The following is a 20935-nucleotide window of genomic DNA, read 5'->3' on the forward strand; positions in this document are numbered from 1 at the left end:
CGAGAGCTAGAGAAATACAACGCTGTATTATTTATGAGTGGATCATATTACTAAAATGTAACCAAAAATAGAAAGACGTTACAGTCACCTTTTGTTAAGATTAAGAGGTGAAAGTTTGTTAACGCACGGAGAGGGGCTGCATATGTTTAAACGACTCAAGAATAAACCGCCGAATGAAGACGAGAGAGCGGTAAATAGAGCTTCCAGCGCCAGGCTGAATATATTTTTTTTCGTGGCTTTTGTTATATTCAGCATTCTGATCTTTCGGCTGGCATTTATTCAGTTTGTTGAAGGGCCTGAACTGACATATATGGAATCGACACGTAATACGAAAGATATTCCGCTTGCTCCTGTACGCGGACCGATCTATGATGCGACGGGGAAAGTGGCGCTTGCTTATTCGGAGCCAGTACAGTCGCTCTATGTACTGCTGTATGAGGATTATCGCAATGATGACCGCAGGCAGGAAGCGGAGGAACTGGCTCGTGAACTGGCAGATATCTTCAAGCGATTCAATCCGGGAGACGAGAATCAACCGGACACAGAGGAGATCATCAAACGATTGGATCTGGACCATCAGAAAACATTCGGTTATGTTCCAAGACTGGTCAAGTCAGATTTGACGACCCAGGAAATCGCATTTTTCTTGGAGAAAAAAACGGAGTATCCCGGCGTGATGGTGCTGGAAGAAAATGTGCGAAGATATGACCCCGACCGGGTCGCTGTGCAGGTCATTGGGTACACACGAGAATTTAAGCGAGTTCCAACGACACTCAAACAGTACAAAACCATCATAGAGCAGTCGGCATCGCAACGTGATCCGGGATTGGTATACTCCCAGGATGAGAAGGTTGGTTTCGATGGATTGGAGTTACAATACCAGCAGGAGCTTCGAGGACGAAGCGCATATCAATCCATTGATATTGACTCTCGTAATTTGCCTACGGGCGCGATGGAGTTGACCCCGCCAGAGAAAGGTTACAGTTTGGTCTCCACCATCAACAAGGAGGTTCAACTTGCGGCACAACAGGCTATTACGGATGAATTACGTAAGCTACCGAAAGCTATTACCGGTTATGCAGTAGCCATGGAAGTCGATACAGGAAATGTCGTTGCTATGGCGAGTATGCCAGACTATGATCCGAATGACTGGGATTATGACAAAATCAAATTTGTATTCCGTAACGGGACGACAGAGTCTTTTCCGCCTAACGATAATAAGCCAAGTCGCGCAGAGTCCGTTGTTCTGCTTGGATCGGTTATTAAACCGCTGAGTGTGCTCATCGGCCTGAAAGAGGGACTGTTCACTGCAGGACAGACCTATCCTGATAAAGGTTATGCTGTACTCGGCAAGGATGGAAGACAAGTGAAGAACTCACATTCGGCCTACAACGGTAATATTACCGCACGGAGAGCGATTGAAAAGTCATCTAATGCATTTATGATTGATATGGTGGGCAAGCGTTTGCTGAGCAAATATGGTGCTACAAAAGGCCTTGATAAGTGGGACGAATACATGAAGGATTTTGGTTTGGGTGTCTCGACAGGCATTGATCTGCCCAAAGAATTTCTTGGTCAGTTGGAGTATAAAGCAGACAATAATGAATCTGCACTGACACGTCTTGCATTTGCGTCATTTGGTCAGCAAGCCAAATATACGACGATGCAACTTGCCCAGTACACAACCATGCTGGCGAACAAAGGTAAACGAATGGAGCCACACCTGGTGAAAGAAATCCGGGACGCAGAGGGCAATGTGGTGAAGAAATTTAAGCCAAAGGTGCTTAATGAAGTGCAGTTTGCCGATGCACACTGGAACGAAGTGCATAAGGGGATGGTCACCAAGGTGAGTGCCTTTGACGGGTTCCCTTATGATTTTGCCAGAAAGACAGGAACATCCGAGCAAGGAACCGGCCCGAATAAAAAGGAGAATGGTGTCTTTATCGCCTTTGCCCCGCGGGAGAATCCAAAGCTGGCTGTAGCGGTCGTTGTGCCTGAAGGTGGGTTTGGATCGGTGAGTGCTTCGCCTATCGCACGCAAGATTTTTGATGCATATGATGAAGTGTATGGCCTGAACGGCATTCCGAAGGGCAAGAAGGATCAGAATCAGGAGTAAGATAAATTATCGAATCTCTAAAACAAGAACGAACTACGAAGAACGAACAATGGCGCGCTCATAAAAAACAGTTGATGAACTGCATTAAATAAACTTCATAAACTTTTGGACAGGCGAGGGAAAATATCCCTTGCCTTTTGTTTTTCCATCGGCTAAAATTTGCACAAGGGAAACATTATTAGACATGCTTAAAATTAAATACCATGTGCAACTTAATTAGTTGTGGACAAATATTTTAGTGGAGGGAAAGGGGAGGCCAGAATTGTTACAAGTTAAGATGAGGAGTATCCAACGCGGAGTCATTACCCTGGCATGCATTGTTCTGGTTATCGTGCTCACGGCTTGTGCTAACACACCGGAAACGGACGCCAACGGCAAAGTGCAGGTCACTGCCACAACGGGCATGATTGCGGATATAGCACGTGAGGTGGGTGGCGCCTATGTTGAGGTTACGGGATTGATGGGACCGGGAGTAGACCCGCATTTGTATAAAGCATCACAAGGGGATATTCGCAAACTGGAGCAAGCTAAGGTGATCTTCTATAACGGCCTGCATCTGGAAGGCAAAATGACAAATATTCTGGAGAAAATGTCCAAGAGTAAACTTGTCACCGCAGTTGCCGAAAAAATCCCTGAGAAGGAGTTGCATTCCGGTCAAGCGACAGGTGGGACGGAGTATGATCCACATGTATGGTTTAATGTAAAACACTGGATGAGTGCCACCGAAGCTGTTCGTGACACATTGATTGAAGCAGACCCTGATCATACTGAGCAGTATAAGGCACAGGCGGGAGATTATCTGCAGAAGCTGGATGCATTAGATAAGGAAGTACATGAGAAAATCGGACAGATTCCTGAAGCTAGCCGTGTACTAGTTACAGCACACGATGCTTTTGGTTATTTTGGTCAAGCCTATGGAATTAAAGTGATGGGGCTTCAAGGCATCAGTACCGCAGCGGAATACGGAGCCAAAGATGTAAGTGGATTGAGGGATTTTCTGGTAGAAAATCAGATCAAAGCGGTATTCATCGAATCAAGTGTACCTGCCAAAGCGATGGAAGCCATCATTGCCGGTGCAGCTGAGAAGGGGCATACCGTAAAAATTGGTGGCGAACTGTTCTCTGACGCTATGGGAGCCGAGGGAACCGAAAAAGGAACCTATATTGGAATGGTGCGGCACAATGTCGAAACCATCGCGGCTGCTTTGAAATAATAATTATCCAGAAGAGAGGAGAGCGAAGATAATGAATGATATGAACGCAACACAACAACCAGCAGAGAAGGCAACTGGTGATCTGATCGGACAAGGAATAAAGGTCACACTTTCACCTCTTCGTGTAAGCAATCTGGCAGTTGCTTATCACAAAAAGCCGGTGCTGAGCAATGTGTCTTTTGAGATACCTGAAGGAAAGCTTATCGGCATTCTTGGACCGAACGGTGCAGGCAAATCTACGTTGATCAAAGCGGTTCTGGGGCTTGTGCCGAAAATGCACGGTGAAGTAGAAATCTTCGGACGGTCTTATCGCGAAACACGGCGGCGTATTGGATATGTGCCGCAGAGGGAGTCTGTGGATTGGGATTTTCCAACTCATGCGTTAGATGTTGTCATGATGGGAAGATACGGACATCTGGGATGGTTCCGCCGTCCGGGGAAAAAGGAAAAGGATCTGGCCGCTCATTGTCTGGAACAGGTTGGCATGGGAGATTACATGTATCGACAGATCAGCCAGCTCTCCGGTGGACAGCAACAGCGTGTATTTCTGGCCAGAGCACTGGTACAGGATGCAGACCTGTATTTTATGGATGAGCCGTTTGCAGGGGTGGACGCCACAACAGAGAAAGCGATTATTTCCCTGCTGGAACAATTGAAAACGCAGGGCAAAACGGTGCTGGTGGTTCATCATGACCTGGCTACAGTGGAGGAATACTTCGATCATGTATTGCTGCTCAACGGACAATTGGTTGCGGCTGGACCAACGAGTGAAGTATTTGTAGCGGAAACATTACAGGAGACCTACGGAGGCCGGATCGCGATGATCGGCAGCCGATCGGAGAAAGGTCAGGTGTAGTCCATGTGGAATTGGATGGTCTCTATTCTGTCAGATCCGAACACACGCTGGATATTGCTGGGCTGTCTGCTGCTTGGCTTCAGTAGCGGTATTATCGGATCATTTACCTTTCTTCGTCGTCAAAGTCTGATGGGAGATACACTTGCTCACGCGGCACTGCCGGGAATCTGTATTGCGTTTATGTTGACGGAAACCAAATCGATTGCATTATTCTTGCTGGGTGCGCTCATTGCGGGCATTGTAGCAACTTTTGGGATTTCGTGGATCACCCGATTTTCCCGGATCAAGCAGGATACAGCAATGGGCATCGTGCTGACGGTATTTTTCGGTATCGGTGTGGTAATGTTGACTCGTATTCAACATAGCGCCAGCGGAAGCCAGAGCGGACTTGACAAGTACCTGTTCGGGCAAGCGGCATCGATGGTGTTAACGGATGTGTATGTGATGGGCGGAGTATGCCTTGTACTATTGGTGGCCTGCCTAGTTTGGTTTAAGGAATTTAAGCTCGTGAGCTTTGACCCGGGCTTTGCAAGAGGTATGGGACTGCCAGTCGGGGTATTGGAGCAGCTGATTCTATTGCTGACTGTCATTGCCGTAGTAGCCGGAATCCAAGCGGTTGGCGTGGTGTTGGTAGCAGCGTTATTAGTGACCCCTGCAGCGGCGGCAAGATGCTGGACCGATTCGCTCGCTCTTATGGTGCTACTGGCTGGATTATTCGGCGCATTAAGTGGTGCAGCGGGAACGATCTTCAGCACGTTTGTTCCTAACCTGCCTACAGGGCCGGTAACGGTGCTTGCGGCTACGGTGTTGTTTGCTGTATCTGTTCTGTTCGCACCGAGACGCGGGTTGCTCGCCCGCAAGCTGCGGAGTATGCAGGCGAAATCAACGTATATGCGTGAAGAGCAGGCTGCGTTGCAGATGCGTTCTACACAGACCCAAATGCGGAAACAGGGGGAGATGTAGATGGCCACAATCTGGATTATTTTAACGGCAATATTAGTATCCTCTGCTTGCGCCATCCTCGGTTGTTTCCTGATTTTGCGTCGAATGGCTCTGGTGGGAGATGCGATCAGTCATGCTGTACTACCGGGAATTGCGATAGCGTTTCTGTGGAGTGGTTCCAGAGACTCGCTGTGGATGCTCCTGGGTGCAACCGTATTCGGATTATTGACGGTATTCTTCATTCAGAGCCTGCAGGCCGGAGGTTTGTCTTCGGATGCTTCAATTGGCATCGTGTTTACGGCACTCTTTGCCGTAGGGGTCATCCTGATCAGTCTGAATGCACAGCATATCGATCTGGATCTGGACTGTGTCTTGTTCGGAGAGATTGCTTATGTGCAATGGGATACGTTAACTCTATGGGGGATGGATGTCGGACCACGAGCAGTGTGGATGCTGGGCATTACATTACTCGTCATTCTTGTGGTTGTTGGACTGTTCTACAAACAGTTCAAATTGTGTGCCTTCGACCCGGCTCTGGCGGCAGCTTGCGGCATTCCGGTCGTTTTGTTCCATTATCTGCTCATGGGGCTGGTATCCATGACATCGGTTGCTTCTTTTGAAAGTGTAGGCTCCATTCTCGTTGTAGGTATGTTGATTGTACCCGCGGCAGCGGCTTATCTGCTCACGGATCAGCTCGGCAAAATGATTCTGTACGCTGTCCTGATCGGTGCGGCTTCCTCTGTTGGTGGTTACCTGATGGCTTACGCAATGGATGCTTCCATTGCAGGATGTATGGTGGCTGTAGCCGGCATTTTGTTTGTACTTGCGTTGCTGCTGTCACCAAAACATGGCATCGTGCTTCGTTATGTACGTCGTAAATATGCGGTTCGGTGAGCACTGGTAATTAAGGCTCAGGAGTGGCATATCACATGAAACATGACTTGTACTTTGAATTTGCACAAATCAGTTGATTAACCAGACCGCTTGCTCTGCCGGCGGTTTTTTGGTATTTCCGATTTTCAAAAAAAGCTGAAATACAGCGTCAAAGATTCGAATACGGGTTACTTTGTTGCATATGCACGATCTGTGGTAAAATGGCGTTAGTTGTGACGTCCGGGGCGTCCGCCATTGGCGGATACCGGGCGATCTTGTTGTTTAAGAGAAAGAGAGAAATACTGGAGGAGGATTTACAGCATGAGTGAACTGAAGTATAAACTGCTCGCCCTGGATATGGACGGCACATTGCTCAATGATAATCATGAAATTACACAGGAGACCGCCAAGTGGATACAGATTGCGATCCGCCGCGGGGTGCATGTGTGCCTGTCTACAGGAAGAGCGGTATACCACGCTATGCCATATGCGGTGCAGCTTGGATTGGAGACACCAATGGTAACCGTCAACGGCAGTGAGGTCTGGAAAGCTCCGCATGATCTCCACATCCGTCATCTGATGGATCCGGATCTGATCCGCAAAATGCATGAGATCGGGGAGAAATATAACAGCTGGTACTGGGCATACTCCGTGGAAGAACTGTTTAACCGTGATCGTTGGACGGATAACATCGAAGGTTTGGAATGGCTGAAATTCGGATTCACCACCGAGGACGATACGATTCGTCATCAGATCATGATGGAACTGCAAGAGATGGGTGGTCTACAAATGACCAATTCCTCCCCTGTGAACATTGAAGTGAATCCGGCGAATGTATCCAAAGCTACCGGTGTAGCGGAAGTATGCCAGCTGCTGGGCATCGAGATGTCTGAGGTGGTCGCTGTAGGCGACAGTCTGAACGATCTGGCTGTCATTGAAGCCGTCGGTCTGGGTGTGGCGATGGGAAATGCACAGGAGCAAGTGAAACAAGCGGCAGATTTAATTATTGGAAGCAATAATGAGGATGGCATTGCTCATCTGATTCGTGAACATATTTTGAAGGGGGAGTAACCTTTGCTCGCAACCGTTGGCTGGATTTTAATTGTACTGCTGTTTGCAGTAGGTATGGCAGGTACGGTGTATCCGATCTTGCCGGGTGCAATCGCGATTTTCTTCGCGTTTCTGGTCTACGGCTGGTTCTTCAGCTTTGATCCGTTTGGGGTCCGGTTCTGGATTATCCAGATTCTGATCGTGGTGGTGCTGTTTGTGGCGGATTACGTAGTGAGTGCTTGGGGTGTCAAAAAGTTCGGCGGTTCCAAGCTATCGACAACGCTGAGTACCATTGGTGTGATCATTGGCCCGTTTGTGATTCCGGCTTTTGGGCTTGTCCTGGGGCCATTCATCGGTGCATTTATCGGAGAGCTGATCGGTGGTTCATCGCCGTCCAAAGCATCGAAAGTTGGGTTTGGCTCTGTCGTCGGGCTGTTTACCAGCACGGTGATGAAAATTATTTTGCAACTCGTAATGATTGTGTTATTCATTATCTGGGTGGTTCGATTCGCATAGACGTCAGGAATAGCTTAGGGCCGGAGAGAGATCCGGTGCGGGGGAAAGAAGGGGAATTCGTTTGTCTAAGAAGGAAACATTCATTAAGGGTACGCTCATTCTGGCTGCTGCCGCACTGATTGCAAGGGTACTTGGCTTGGTGCAGCGCGTGCCGCTTGAGCATATCCTCGGAGATATCGGTAACGCATCATTCACGATCTCCAACACGGTGTATTTAATGCTGTTAACTGTTGCAACGGCGGGTATACCGAGTACGCTGAGTAAGATGGTTTCGGAACGTTACGCCCTCGGACGTGCGGGTGAAGCGCAGCAGATTTACCGTGCCGCCCTGATCTTTGCGGCGGTGGCCGGCGTGGTCATGTCTGTTCTGTTATGGTTGGCGGCACCGTTCTATGCTACCCATATTTCCAAAGTGCCGGAATCGGTAAGTGCCATTCGGGCACTGGCTCCGGCCTTGCTGCTTTTCCCGGCGATTGCGATGATGCGTGGTTATTTCCAGGGACGCGGTAATATGACGGCAGGTGGCATCTCGCAGATCGTAGAGCAGTTTGCGCGCGTAGGTATAGCGATTTTGGTAGCCTATGTGATGCTGCAATGGAATTACGATGATCAGACGATCGCAGCCGGGGCGTCCTTCGGTGGTGTTTTTGGTAGTATCGGTGCTTTCTCCGTGATGTTGTATTTCACATTGAAGCAACGTAAGAGTGATCGCGCGGCACAGCTTCACTATGAGCGTACGGAGCAGCTTCCGATGCGTGGTATATATACGGATATTTTCAAATTATCGATTCCGATCGTGTTATCTTCACTTGCTGTTCCGGCAATCAATTTTATCGACTCTTCCCTCGTTGTTCCGCTGCTTAGTGGACGGATTGGTCTCGACGAAGCAACGGGCGTACTGGCGATTCTCGGTGCGAAAGCTCAAAGTATTGCGGGAATTCCGCCTATTCTGGCGATTGCCCTCAGTCAGTCCCTTGTGCCTGTCATTTCGGCAGCATTTGCCCGCAAGGATGAGTTGCATCTGAAAAATCAGGTTACCCTGGCAATGCGCATTTCCATTCTGACCGGGATGCCGATTGTGATTGCATTGTGTGCAGCGGCTTATTCGGTAAACGGATTGCTGTTCAGTAGTCTGGACGGAACGCCGATTATTACGTTGCTGACATTCGGCACCATTTTCCAGATTACAATGATGACAACAAACTCCATTTTACTTGGGGTGGGTAAACCGCGGATTACGATGATTAGTGTGGCAGCAGGTATTATCGTGAAGTTGATTGCGAGTCTCATTCTGGCACCGATCTTTGGTATTTATGGGATTATTATCGCAACTGCGTTGTGTTTCCTGGTCATCACGTATCTGAACCTGCGTGTGTTGCGCAAAATTGTGGATTTCTCGATTATGGGAGATCGCTGGCTTGGATTTATTCTTACGGTGCTTTTGGCAGGAGCTGTCGGGTTTGCGACCAACTGGACGGGGAATCAAATCTTCGGTGCATTCTTGCCTGCACGGGTGGCGTTCCTGTTAACCTGCATGGTCGTGGGTGTGCTGGTCGTTGTGGTATACCTGGTTCTGATGGTGATGCTTCGTGTCTTGCGTAAGGACGAGCTGGGTAGTTATCCGCGAATTCTGCAAAAAATTCTTCGTCCACTTATGCGTCTGCAACGCGGCGCTGGACAACGGGGATAAATTTAGGTAAATAAAGCGCGGTCTGCTCTGGTAGCGGACGGCGCTTTTTTTATTGTTATTGCATAAGGAGCTGGCATACGTGACGGTGAACTTTATCCTTGCAGTGGCTTTGCAGTGGCGAGTGCGTTGGATAATTTTTGATCCATGTTGTAGTATGACTCCACCGTCGATTAGTGGGTGATTGCTTGTACATCATGGGCGAGCGCTGTCTTTAACATACCGTACCGATGCTCATGACTCATCTCAAACAGCCAAGGTCTGCGTGGTGCGGTCAGGTATCCAAGGCAATCTCTCGTTTCAAACCAGTCATGTCTTGTAATGGGCTCATAGGGCGTGTCACCCCAGACGGTAAGCAACTCGGGAGAGTACAGACGCTGACCTTCCGGCAGCCATTCTTCGTTCAGTAAAGCTTCAGTATAAAGGTTATGGTCTCCTGGCTCCTCGTGGTGTTTGGTAAACAGGCCTGGCCAATATTCTGCCCGTGAGCCGCCGTGAGGTACGGTTCGCGAGAACTCCAACACTTGCTGGAGCACTTGCTCGACACCGAATAACAAGGCATACAGTCCTTTGCCGAACTGGATACGTTCATTTAATTTGCCAAAATGTTCGATGACTCGCCCGGCAAGTCCGCCTCCTTGTCCAAGAGGGAAAACGATGTGGTTCAGGCCAGCCAGATTATGCAGATGAAAAGCAGGCTTGGAAAGTACTTCTTTTTGAAAATACGGATGCTGTACCACCCGGCTCTCAATATAGTTTTGCTCATTAATAATTAAGGCCACACTGAGGATGGAACTGCATCGTTCCAGCCAAAAGCGTTCCCAGAACGGCGTCATAAACGCCGATACGTGAAAGTGCGACAACAGATGGAAGCAGCTTCGCCCAAGCCGCCGACTGTGCATATACAACTGCAACTGAGGATATGCATCTTGGAAAATAAGGGCATTGCACCGCTCCAGCAGGCGATACATATGCTCGCGATCCTCCTGATTTTGCAGATTATGCATCAGGTCGCTGTGTAAGTCGGTCATATGATATCCGCCGTTGCGAGATACCATGTGCGCCAGCAGAGCCCAGTGCAGTTCGGGGTACTGCTCATAACATTCCAGATAAGCAGCTGTGCGGGTCACATTACTGCGATTCTGCTGCTGCGTTAAGGTCTTGATTTCTTCGAGAATGATACAATCTTCCTCACAAACCAGTGCACTTTGTGCCTGAATGTTGCGCGTAGGAGAGGATTTGCCTGTTGTAGATATTAAACGCTCTACCTCAGCCTGCAGAGCAGCAGCAGTATCTGCATTCCAGTTCAGGTCACGTGAAGGGTGTCTGAGCTGGGAGGAAGCATGCCAGGCAGCCTGTTTACCGCGCCATACTTCCATGGCAGCTCCGGGAATGGAGCGAACGATCTGCATAATGGAACCATGGTGATGCGTTTCCGAAGAATCGCTTCTGGTGGAAGTCATGAATGGAACATCCTTTCATGAAAAACTGTGTTTGATGAGCCAGGACTTGTGGTTATTCTAAGTATGCGCCGAACATTTGACTTCCAATCACCAATTTGCTTCACTTAGATGTAGACAAGGTACAGAAAGGGAGATGTGACAAATGGAACAGATTACATCCAAAACGGAATTTGATGTGGCGATTCAATCCCCACGTTTGACAGTAGCCGTATTCAAAGCAGACTGGTGTGGGGACTGCAAATACATCGATCCATTTATGCCAGAGGTGGAAACGAAGTATGAGCGTGAACTGACATTGATTGAAGTCGACGTAGATCAAGTGGGACCAGTGAGTCAGGAACAAAACATTCTGGGCATTCCGAGTTTTGTAGCCTACACGGACGGACGGGAACTGGTGCGTTACGTGAACAAACTGCGCAAGTCGAGAGAAGAGATCGAGCAGTTTTTGGATCGCGCGGTTGAGGTGTACAACACAATTCACAAGTAAGGTGAGCTAAATCGAGTTGTAGATACGCGGAGCTGCGAAATTACGAAGCTCAGCCGTGCCAAGTGCCAGGAAAGTAATGATGCTGCTGAATTACATCGTGAAAAAGGATATTCAGTCATTTTGGCAAAATACTGAGCGTATTAAGGGAATGAGTAAAGTATTGCTAGGAATGAATTAACCTAAAGTTGGGTAAACTGTGAACAAAGTATGCAAACACAAGGCTGTCGGTTGAGCCATAATTGGGCTTAAGACTGCCTTGTTTTTTTGTAACTCATACTTTAACGATCACCAGCGACGCTATTTTGAACTAAAGGGTGTTTTTTGACCATTTATTGGAGTGTTTCTTCGATACAAGCTCCCTGGGGATGGTTAGAATCCGAAAAGGGGCTTTTTCTGTAAAATAAGCTTCGTGGTGATCGTTAAAATTTGAGACCGGGCAGTTGATGTGTTGAATTTGACGAACCTAAGCTAATAAATGAAAAGTTTCAGGCTACCGAGTTTGTTCGTGGCTTACATCATTTAATTTAAGATAAATAAATTCAAATATAATGACCTCCGGGTCAAAGTTTTAACAGACGTTAACATTTTGTCACAAAGCGCGGCGTCAATGATGATTTTATCCGGTATAATGAAATAGTTGTGAAATTAGTGTCAATGTTATCAAACAAGTTGGTGCAAGGACTGTTTTTTGCATCAAGTAGTGAAGAAATGAAATTAGCATACTAATCAAGCGAAGATATGCTTCGCCATCTTAAACCAACAGCGGGTGAGAAAAAATTGAAGCACTTAACACTATTTAAATGGTTAACCGTATTAACCTGTCTCGTCATGTTCCTGGCTACCTTCGGCGGTGGAATTGTGACTAAAACCGAATCAGGTCTTGGCTGTGGAAACGAATGGCCTTTGTGTAACGGAAAGCTTGTGCCAGCTCATACTGTGGCCTCACTGATTGAATACTCCCACCGTGCCGTCAGTGCACTGGCAGGGTTGCTATCCATTGCTTCGTTTGTTGCTTTCTTACGATTTGGCAAACAGCGTCGTGATCTGCAATTATTCTCGTTACTCACTCTTATATTTGTGATCATTCAGGGAATCATGGGTGCATTTGCGGTTGTTTTCTCGCAGTCTTCAGCGGTTATGGCACTTCACTTTGGATTCGCGCTCATTGCCTTCGCCAGCTCGTTGATGATGGCTCTTGGCATTCGGCAGGAGGCGAAACATGGCGGCTTGGAACGTCTGAATCAATATCCTCGCGTCAGCAAAGGATTCCGCAACCTGGTCTGGTTTTCAACCATCTATACGTATCTGGTTGTATACACAGGGGCGTTTGTAAGCCATACGAATTCAGCTGGCGGTTGTTCCGGATTCCCGCTCTGTAACGGACAGGTTGTTCCAGAACTCTCCGGCGGAGTAGCTGTTGCTTTTGCCCATCGTCTGGCAGCGGTGTCGCTCGTGATCGTGATTGCGATCCTGGGACATTTTGCTTATCGTAAACATCCGGATAACCGCGAATTGCGGACACTGGGTGTGTTATCCGTCGGTTTGATCCTGTTGCAAGTGGTCATCGGTATGATCATGATGTGGACGATCAGCCGTCCGGAAATTTACATGTTTGTGGCGCTGGCACATATGCTGGACATTGCCATACTGTTTGGTATTCTCACGTACATGAGCTTCCTTGTGTACAAGCTGCACCGTCCGGCGAACCGTTTCTAAACAGCTTATGAATTTTGTGTTTACCAAGAAAGGTTAGTGCGTTGTCCTGAAGCTGCGCTGGGCCATGTTGGAAAGTCCACCATCCGGTGATGTAGATCATTGGAGAGGTGGACTTTTGTTTGATGTTGAAGGTTGCAGGGCAACCTAAACCAAGTTGTCATGATTAACAAATGACCAATGAATGATGAACGCTATTTCGAAACTCTTGCTTAGTTTAGGCTTAAGCTGCATGTTCAGCTGTTCAACAGCTGTGAAGTCATATATTTTGCTTCATCAGTGGAAAGAGGAGGCCATCTATGCTGCGTACTTTATTAGGTGAAAAGCCACGAGTGAATCAGGGGAAATTGAAGGAAGCTATGGATACCATGGCGTTCACACTCGAGTCTTTTGAGAAACAGATGTATATAGACCATGATCCGAACCATGACTATCGAAAATTGTATGTATGGACACAGGGACTTATATCCTCGTTGGATGAGCTGGAGCAGAGTTATTTTGCCGCCGCACATTTTCGCAAAAAAGTGGTTGCTGGCTTCGTGGAGGATATGAATGCTGCTGAAAAAGCGGAGTATGCTCGGTACGTTTATTTTTACAAAGATGCATTTATTCGGTGTTTCGCTATTCTGGACAAATTGGGTACCGTATTAAATGAAATATTTCAATTGGATACATCCAAAACGAAAGTGCACTTCTCTTATTATACGGTGCTCAGACAGTTTGATTATCACCGGGAGCATCATGCATTGGCCTTGCAATTGATACAAATTAAGGACACCTACCGTGAACCGATGAGCAGACTGCGTAAGCGGCGTAATATGGAAATACATTATATGAACTCTGAGATGCAAGATGATCTGTGGCAGTTACATCAGACGATGCAGGGAAAAGTGAAGCTAGAGGATCTGGATCAGCATTTGCTGGAGATGCGGCAGGGTGTAGATATGGTCTGTGAAACGCTGCATACAGCGTATCGATACATCAACCGAATCTGGCGGAAACAGATTGTGAGACGTTAAGCATATGTTGCATTTTAAATAATACCATTTGACAAATCGGAATACTTTGAATTATACTGAGTTCCAGATCGAATCTTACATGGAATCGTGTCTATAACTTAGCATTTGATGCAGTTCCGTCATTATACATGATGAACTACATGAACCTATATAAACCTACAACTTTATATTTCTCTTATCGAGAGTGGCGGAGGGACAGGCCCGATGAAGCCCGGCAACCGATCTGCGATGATGGCATGAATGTCATTCATTGTGGGTGTTAGGTGCTAATTCCTACAGAATCATGATGCACATGATTTTGGCAGATGAGAAGGTCATTTCACGTGAAGAGCCATCTTTGTATCTGCAAAGGGGCTCTTTTTTGCATAGAAAGGGGAGTTTTCCCTTCCTTCGGGTAAAGATATATGTAGGTGATGGGGAAGGAGCAGTACTATTGATTGAACTGGTTGGATTAACCAAGACATATGGCAAACGTGCCAAAGCAACGACGGCGTTGTCAAACCTTGATCTAAGCATTCAGAAGGGTGAAATATTCGGCGTAATTGGTCACTCGGGTGCAGGGAAAAGTACTTTGATTCGATGTATCAATTTACTTGAGCGCCCGACGGAGGGCGAGGTGTGGGTCGATGGAATGAACCTGACCGAGCTTAGCAAAAGCGAACTGCAGCGGCAAAGACGCAAGATCGGTATGATCTTTCAGCACTTCAATCTGCTGTCTTCTGCAACGGTGTACGACAATGTCGCTTTTCCGTTAAAACTGGTGAATACACCTAAGGATGCAATTGATCGCAAAGTGAAGGAAATGCTGGCTCTGGTGGGTCTGGAGCAGCATAGCAGCAAATATCCGGCACAGCTGTCCGGCGGTCAGAAGCAGCGGGTAGGCATAGCGAGGGCACTTGCAAGTGATCCAAGTGTGTTGCTCTGTGATGAAGCAACTTCAGCACTTGACCCGCAGACAACCAATTCGATTCTGAAGTTGTTGCTGGATATTAACGAGAAGTATAATCTGACCATTGTGCTGATCACTCACGAGATGCACGTCATTCAGAATATCTGTGATCGAGTGGCTGTTATTCATCAAGGCGGTATCGTGGAGCAAGGGCCAGTAACGGAAGTGTTCCTGAAACCGCAGCATGCGATCACAAGGGATTTTGTGTCACGTGACAGCGAAGGTGGACTGGCACTGGAAGAAACGATTTTGGCGAATGCCGGAACGGAGCTGCCAGCAGGTGGTTCTTCCAAACTGGTGAGAATTTCATTTCTCGGAAATAAAACGTATGAAGCGATTCTGTCGAGAACGGTTCGCAAAACAGGTGTGGATTTTGCCATTCTGCAAGGCACGATCTCTACAATCAAGCAGGTTCCTTATGGTCAACTGACTGTGCGTTTCGAAGGTGACTCCCGTGCGATTGAGCAGACCTTGTCTGAACTAACCGCAGAAGGACTTGATGTGGAGGTGCTGCGATAATGGATTTTTCCAAAGTATCCTGGGAAGAGGTTGGCACGGCTTCCATTGAGACATTGCAGATTTTAGCAGCTGCCGGCTTGTTTACTGTCATTCTGGGATTGCCGCTCGGTGTAATTCTGTTCATGACAGGGCGTTCGGCATCACCGAAATCAAGAATAACCTACATTATATTATCTGTCATTGTTAATATTTTGCGCTCTGTACCTTTCATCATATTAATTGTTGCTCTTATTCCGTTTACGCGTACGCTGGTGGGTACGGCTACAGGCGTGCTTGGTGTCATTCCGCCGCTTGTAATCTCGGCTGCTCCGTATTTCGCACGTCTGGTAGAGAATACCTTGCGTGAAGTGGATCGCGGTGTCATTGAAGCAGCACAGGCGATGGGGGCATCCACAGGACAGATTGTCAGACGGGTGTTACTGCCCGAGGCGTTACCTGGCTTGCTTGCCGGAGTTACGATCACCATCGTTACGCTGGTGTCTTATACGGCCATGGCGGGTATGGTTGGCGGTGGAGGTCTGGGAACACTGGCAATTAACTATGGATACTATCGATATCAGAATGAGATCATGATCATTTCCGTTGTGTCTATGATTATTCTGGTTCAGCTTCTGCAGATGATCGGCGATCGTCTGGTCATTTATTTCACCAGGAAATAACAGATAGAAGAAAAAAATTGCGAAGGGGTTTTACAGATGAAAAAATGGTCTATTGTTCTACTCAGTGTGATGATGATTGCTGTACTCGCAGCATGCGGTAACAACAAAAAATCAGACAGCGGTGCAGATAACGCAGCAGGTGCTCCACGTACCGTTGAATTGAAAGTTGGTGCCTCACCAACACCTCACGCTGAAATTTTGGAAAGCATCAAACCTGCACTTGAAGCACAAGGCATTCGTTTGCAAGTGGTGACGTTTAATGATTATGTACAGCCTAACCAACAGCTGGAAGACGGCAAGCTGGATGCGAACTTTTTTCAACATCAGCCGTATCTGGATGTGCAAAATAAAGAGCGTGGATTTCATCTAGTAGCTGTAACTCCGGTCCATGTTGAACCTTTTGGTGGTTACTCCAAAAAGATTAAATCGTTGGATGAGCTGAAAGATGGCGCGAAAGTAGCCATTCCTAATGACCCTTCCAATGGTGGACGTGCACTCTTGCTGTTGGCGAAGAAGGGCCTGATTACACTAAAAGACAATACAAATATTACATCCACGAAGCAGGACATTACAGCGAATCCGAAAAACCTGGATATCATTGAACTGGATGCAGCCATGATGCCTCGTCAGCTGGATGAAGCCGATCTGGTATTTATCAATGCAAACTATGCTCTGGAAGCCAATCTTAATCCGGCTAAAGATGCATTGTTGATCGAAGACCTGCAAGGCAACCCATATGCGAACATTCTGGTGTCCCGTGAAGATAACAAAGACGCAGATGCGATCAAAAAACTGGCAGAAGCTCTTCACTCGGAAATGGTGAAAAAATTTATCAAAGAACGTTACCAAGGTGCAGTTGAACCTGCATTTTAAGGTGGAGTAAATTAAAACACATATTGCTGATTCATGTTATGACAAAGGCCGTTACTTTCTAATCTAGAGAATAGCGGCCTTTACTCATTGCTGTTTTGTTCATGAACATATTATGTATTGTCTGTTTTTGAACGTGTGTCAGATGAACGGTAGTAGGTTAATTCATTCTGTTCTGCACTATGTTGCTGCTCATGTTCTTCATCGTTATATTCTCGGGTTACCGGGTACTGTGTTTCCTCTTGATGAAGTGCATCTCTCTTCTGCTGATATCTAACCCAGCTAAATAACAATATTAATCCAATCAGACCCCAGTACCATCTCTGCTTCAAAAATCTCCAAACTCCTTCGTCTTCAGCGGTAAAAGGAATGCCTCCCAGAACGAGGCTGTTCAGGCCAAGACGCGATGTCTGGTCTGTTTTATTATTATAATCGTCATACTTATATCCGGGATTCACGGTTAGGTGCTGAAGTACTGTATCTTCAAAAGCAGCACGATTTTGCTCCAAATTAGCCTTTTCGGTTACAAGAATTGCAGTGATATAACCTTCGCGAGTTAAGAGATTAACATTATAATTGACCAAGGCTTGTTCGTAGCTATCTTTGAAGCCAAGTGCATAAATCAGTTGATGACTGGAAGGATTATATTCAGGTTCAACCTCCCACCCTGTTACATGCAGCTCGTTTTCTCTGGTTGCATCACGGTTATGTTCGACTTCCCAACGGATGTAGTTGCTTAATAACTCGTGAGCATCCAATTGATTTTCGTCATCGTCATGAATGTGCCCGCTCTGTACGTATTCGAATATGACGGACCATGAACCCATAGGGTCGTTACTGTACATGCTTCCGATCTCATTCCCGTTCGGCTGATTACCCGTATCCAGCATCGAACGTTGTGTATCCGTTTTACTTAGGAATGAGTAGTTTGCTGGAAGCTTAAGTGAGGCCTTCCCATCCAAGGATACAGTGTTCGGTCCGTCCACCCATTGGTATTCATGGGATGAGGTAGTATTCTCATTGTCAGCGGAGACAAGTCCACCACCGGTTGAGAGTAAATAATGCATTAGCACCAATGCCATTGTGAGCCTAAATGAAGCAGATTTGAACCATTTCTTCATTGAACACGATCCTTTCAAAAATGAAAATAATATTCTTTTTTAGATAAGAAACGACTTTAAGACATTATCATAGGTGTTTGGCTTAAGCAAGATAAATCTGGATGATCAGGACTTATTTGTATTAATAAATAATTGGAACAGATTGTGAGCACCTGGAAGTTGTGAGGGAAGCCTAAATCTTTTATACTGGATGAGTGACTGCTCTTTGAAGAGGGGGATGAACGTGAAGGGAAAGATTGCCCTCATAACGGGAAGTGCCAAAGGCCTTGGGAAAATGACAGCCCTCAGTCTGGCGGATCAGGGATGTCACATTGCCCTTAATTATGTGCACAGCAGATCGGAAGCGGAATCGCTACAAGCTCAGATTATCGCCAAAGGGGTACGTTGCATTGCCGTTCAGGCTGATATATCCAAAGCGGAAGAGATTCATACACTCGTTACAGCGGTGGAAGCCCAGCTGGGTCATATTGATATTTTAGTGAATAATGCGGGTCCATTTGTGCGTGAGCGCAGGGTGTTCGCAGACTATTCTGAAGCAGAAGTGCAAATGCTGGTGCAAGGTAACCTGCTGGGACCGATGATTCTGGATCAGCTCGTCCTGCCCGAAATGCGCCGTAAGCAATGGGGACGGATTATTCATTTTGGCTTCAGTCATGCGGGTGAAGCAAGATCCTGGCCTCATCGTGCCGTATATGCTGCTGCCAAGGTAGGTCTGGTTTCGTTTACCAAGACCCTTGCGGTTGAAGAAGCACCCTATGGGATTACGGTCAATATGGTGTGCCCCGGAGATATTCGTGGTGCGAACAAAGAGAAAACGATTGATGATATTGCAGGGATACCCGATAAGGAAACGCCGAGAGGGCGGCCGGGTAGTGGAGAAGATATTGCACGAGTGATCACGTATCTGTGTCTGGATCATTCGGATTTTATAACAGGCAACATTATGGACGTATCAGGCGGGCTTGATCCGATCAGGCCTACAATCTGATGGAATTACAAAAAAAAGAGCCTCTCGCTTCTGACGAAGCGAAAGGCTCTCTGAGGTTTATTTCGTGAAGGATTGATTAGAATACTTGTACGACTTCTTGTACACCCTCAACTTCTTCAAGAAGGGCGCGTTCAATCCCGGCTTTTAATGTAATGGTGGAGCTTGGGCAACTGCCGCAGGCACCGACCAGTTTCAGCTTAATGATGCCGTCCTCCACGTCGACCAGTTCCACGTCACCGCCATCGCGTTGCAGGAACGGACGAAGTTTATCAAGCACATCAGATACCTCATCATACATGGTGCTTTGTGCGTTTTCGCTCATATTGTTCAACTCCTTTCCTTCCTATATTATATTACAAATGACCATAAATTAAAATGGTCAAACAAAGCAGGTGAACTGAAATGAGACCAATTATTGAATTTTGTGCTAACAATATGCATTTTGGCACCGATGAAATCATGGATCAGCTGGATGGAAATCCAGACTATGATGTGATCGAATACGGCTGTCTGACCAATTGTGGTCAATGTTATATGACGCCTTTTGCCTTAGTTAATGGTGAAGTGGTCACCACGGACAAAGTGGAGGATCTATATAACGCAATTTTGGCCAAAATTGCCGAAGCTGACGCCTGGGAAGCGCTGGATCTCGATTAAACGCAATTAACCGAGATGGCGTTTCGACATCCAGAGCACGCCACTTTTCAAAATACGAGGTACCCGTCCCATCATGGACGTTTTGCCCATCAGCCCAAATCCAGCCTTCTTGCCAAGTGCGCCCAGTGTGCCGCGAAGCTTAAGAGGTTGCGGATTGGGCTTTTCGCCTTTCCAGAGGGCATGCTGAATATGAGCGATCTGTTCACCCTGAACCTCCGCAGCCTGACCACTTGGTGCATAAGGGACACTCGCACAGTCACCTACCACGTAAACGTCAGTATATTCCGGAATTTGATAATATTCATTTAATACGACGCGACCTTGCGGGTCTTTTGTTACATTGAGGTCTTGAACCACTTTCACCGGTTGAATACCTGCCGTCCATACAACAGCATCGGTCTGGATCTGTTCATCGCGGTTGTAAATTGCATTGGGCTCAACCCTAGAAATGGCAATATGTCCTCGTGCTTCAACCTGATGTTCGCCGAACCATTCGTGAACATAAGAGGAGAGACGCTGAGGGAATGCGGATAATACACGTTCACCACGATCCAGAATGCTGATATTCAGGTCGGGTCTGCTTTCACGTAATTCGGCAGCCATTTCAACTCCACTTAAGCCACCGCCCACAATGTGAACATGACCATAAGCTTTAACTTCATTAAGGCGCAGATACGTCTCGCGTGTTTTGCTGAAGCTTTGAATGGTACAGCTGTATTCTTCGGCACCAGGTGTATTGTGAAAACGATCCGTACAACCTAGTCCAATCACTAGCTTGTCATATTCAAGCGGTTCCTGACCTTCGAATTCGATCTGACGCTGTTCCAGATTAATGGCAGTTACTTCACCGAAACGGTGTGTCACTTTCTCATTTACCGGAAATTGGATACGTAGGTCATAATCCGATACCGTTCCTGCTGCGAGTGCGTAATATTCGGTCTTTAATCCTTGAAATGGACTCCGGTCCACCAATACAATTTGCGTGTCTGCCGGAATTTTACCTTCCAAAAGTTCCTTGATGATCGTGAGGCCGCCATAACCGCCTCCAAGAATGACGAAATTTTTCATGACTCGGCTTCCTTTCTGCATCAGTCCCACTGCTGGGGCTGCAACCTGTAAAGCAGCCATGTTAGGACATCGCTGCTCTGCTTGTTGTTGTTAATAAAAGATAGATGAGATTAAGAATTTCATTTGCATAGTTTAAAAATAGGAAGTGTAAATTTGAGATATATGGCCA

General features: G+C 46.9%; 20 protein-coding genes and 1 riboswitch. Of the genes, 16 read left to right on the plus strand and 4 right to left on the minus strand.

The window, feature by feature from the left end; genetic code table 11:
• The first annotated feature begins 142 nt into the window (after positions 1-142).
• The 8 genes from ACR8BL_RS21950 (at position 143) to ACR8BL_RS21985 (ending at position 9256) form a co-directional block, all read left to right on the plus strand.
• The gene (locus tag ACR8BL_RS21950; RefSeq protein WP_434749514.1) at positions 143-2116 is read left to right on the plus strand and encodes a peptidoglycan D,D-transpeptidase FtsI family protein; all 1974 of its coding nucleotides are present in this window, start codon (positions 143-145) and stop codon (positions 2114-2116) included.
• A gap of 277 nt (positions 2117-2393) precedes the next feature.
• Positions 2394-3329, plus strand: a complete 936-nt coding sequence (locus ACR8BL_RS21955; protein ID WP_434749515.1) for a metal ABC transporter solute-binding protein, Zn/Mn family — start codon at positions 2394-2396, stop codon at positions 3327-3329.
• A 97-nt stretch (positions 3330-3426) separates the two neighbouring features.
• Entirely contained in the window at positions 3427-4185 is a 759-nt protein-coding gene (locus ACR8BL_RS21960) for a metal ABC transporter ATP-binding protein (RefSeq protein WP_434753207.1), read from the plus strand.
• A 3-nt stretch (positions 4186-4188) separates the two neighbouring features.
• Entirely contained in the window at positions 4189-5148 is a 960-nt protein-coding gene (locus ACR8BL_RS21965) for a metal ABC transporter permease (protein ID WP_434749516.1), read from the plus strand.
• Positions 5149-6021: a metal ABC transporter permease gene (locus ACR8BL_RS21970; RefSeq protein WP_434749517.1), complete on the plus strand. Its 873-nt coding sequence runs from the start codon at positions 5149-5151 to the stop codon at positions 6019-6021. It begins immediately after the preceding gene.
• Between the two features lie 300 nt (positions 6022-6321).
• Entirely contained in the window at positions 6322-7071 is a 750-nt protein-coding gene (locus ACR8BL_RS21975; protein WP_434749518.1) for a Cof-type HAD-IIB family hydrolase, read from the plus strand.
• Positions 7072-7125: 54 nt separating this feature from the next.
• Positions 7126-7566 (plus strand): DUF456 domain-containing protein, encoded by a 441-nt coding sequence (locus tag ACR8BL_RS21980; protein WP_434753208.1) that lies wholly within the window; start codon positions 7126-7128, stop codon positions 7564-7566.
• Between the two features lie 61 nt (positions 7567-7627).
• A complete protein-coding gene (locus ACR8BL_RS21985) occupies positions 7628-9256 on the plus strand; it encodes a putative polysaccharide biosynthesis protein (protein ID WP_434749519.1) in 1629 nt (542 codons plus the stop codon).
• Positions 9257-9426: 170 nt separating this feature from the next.
• Here the strand turns inward: ACR8BL_RS21985 and ACR8BL_RS21990 are convergent, their stop codons facing one another.
• The gene (locus ACR8BL_RS21990) at positions 9427-10716 is read right to left on the minus strand and encodes a DUF2515 family protein (RefSeq protein WP_434749520.1); all 1290 of its coding nucleotides are present in this window, start codon (positions 10714-10716) and stop codon (positions 9427-9429) included.
• A gap of 142 nt (positions 10717-10858) precedes the next feature.
• Between ACR8BL_RS21990 and ACR8BL_RS21995 the strand changes: the two genes are divergently transcribed.
• The 6 genes from ACR8BL_RS21995 (at position 10859) to ACR8BL_RS22020 (ending at position 16935) form a co-directional block, all read left to right on the plus strand.
• Positions 10859-11203, plus strand: coding sequence for a thioredoxin family protein (locus tag ACR8BL_RS21995; RefSeq protein ID WP_434749521.1), 345 nt, complete (start codon positions 10859-10861; stop codon positions 11201-11203).
• Between the two features lie 738 nt (positions 11204-11941).
• Positions 11942-12919 carry a COX15/CtaA family protein gene (locus ACR8BL_RS22000; protein ID WP_434749522.1) on the plus strand — a complete coding sequence of 326 codons (978 nt, stop codon included), beginning with the start codon at positions 11942-11944 and terminating at the stop codon, positions 12917-12919.
• A gap of 296 nt (positions 12920-13215) precedes the next feature.
• Entirely contained in the window at positions 13216-13935 is a 720-nt protein-coding gene (locus ACR8BL_RS22005; RefSeq protein ID WP_434749523.1) for a Cthe_2314 family HEPN domain-containing protein, read from the plus strand.
• A 172-nt stretch (positions 13936-14107) separates the two neighbouring features.
• Positions 14108-14247, plus strand: a riboswitch (SAM riboswitch).
• A gap of 121 nt (positions 14248-14368) precedes the next feature.
• Positions 14369-15403: a methionine ABC transporter ATP-binding protein gene (locus tag ACR8BL_RS22010; protein WP_434749524.1), complete on the plus strand. Its 1035-nt coding sequence runs from the start codon at positions 14369-14371 to the stop codon at positions 15401-15403.
• A complete protein-coding gene (locus ACR8BL_RS22015; RefSeq protein ID WP_434749525.1) occupies positions 15403-16062 on the plus strand; it encodes a methionine ABC transporter permease in 660 nt (219 codons plus the stop codon). The genes ACR8BL_RS22010 and ACR8BL_RS22015 overlap by 1 nt, the downstream gene beginning before the upstream one ends.
• Before the next feature lie 36 nt (positions 16063-16098).
• Positions 16099-16935, plus strand: a complete 837-nt coding sequence (locus ACR8BL_RS22020; protein WP_434749526.1) for a MetQ/NlpA family ABC transporter substrate-binding protein — start codon at positions 16099-16101, stop codon at positions 16933-16935.
• A 110-nt stretch (positions 16936-17045) separates the two neighbouring features.
• Here the strand turns inward: ACR8BL_RS22020 and ACR8BL_RS22025 are convergent, their stop codons facing one another.
• Entirely contained in the window at positions 17046-18014 is a 969-nt protein-coding gene (locus ACR8BL_RS22025; RefSeq protein WP_434749527.1) for a DUF2167 domain-containing protein, read from the minus strand.
• A 262-nt stretch (positions 18015-18276) separates the two neighbouring features.
• Between ACR8BL_RS22025 and ACR8BL_RS22030 the strand changes: the two genes are divergently transcribed.
• Positions 18277-19041 (plus strand): SDR family oxidoreductase, encoded by a 765-nt coding sequence (locus ACR8BL_RS22030; protein WP_434749528.1) that lies wholly within the window; start codon positions 18277-18279, stop codon positions 19039-19041.
• A gap of 76 nt (positions 19042-19117) precedes the next feature.
• Here the strand turns inward: ACR8BL_RS22030 and ACR8BL_RS22035 are convergent, their stop codons facing one another.
• On the minus strand, positions 19118-19363 hold the full coding sequence (locus ACR8BL_RS22035) for a NifU family protein (RefSeq protein ID WP_053783253.1): 246 nt from the start codon (positions 19361-19363) through the stop codon (positions 19118-19120).
• 80 nt (positions 19364-19443) lie between these two features.
• Between ACR8BL_RS22035 and ACR8BL_RS22040 the strand changes: the two genes are divergently transcribed.
• On the plus strand, positions 19444-19698 hold the full coding sequence (locus tag ACR8BL_RS22040; RefSeq protein WP_434749529.1) for a YuzB family protein: 255 nt from the start codon (positions 19444-19446) through the stop codon (positions 19696-19698).
• 6 nt (positions 19699-19704) lie between these two features.
• On the opposite strand, the gene ACR8BL_RS22045 is transcribed toward ACR8BL_RS22040, so the two are convergent.
• Positions 19705-20766, minus strand: a complete 1062-nt coding sequence (locus ACR8BL_RS22045; protein ID WP_434753209.1) for an NAD(P)/FAD-dependent oxidoreductase — start codon at positions 20764-20766, stop codon at positions 19705-19707.
• Between the last annotated feature and the right edge of the window lie 169 nt (positions 20767-20935).

Source organism: Paenibacillus amylolyticus (assembly GCF_051136285.1).
In the GTDB taxonomy this organism is placed as follows: domain Bacteria; phylum Bacillota; class Bacilli; order Paenibacillales; family Paenibacillaceae; genus Paenibacillus; species Paenibacillus amylolyticus_F.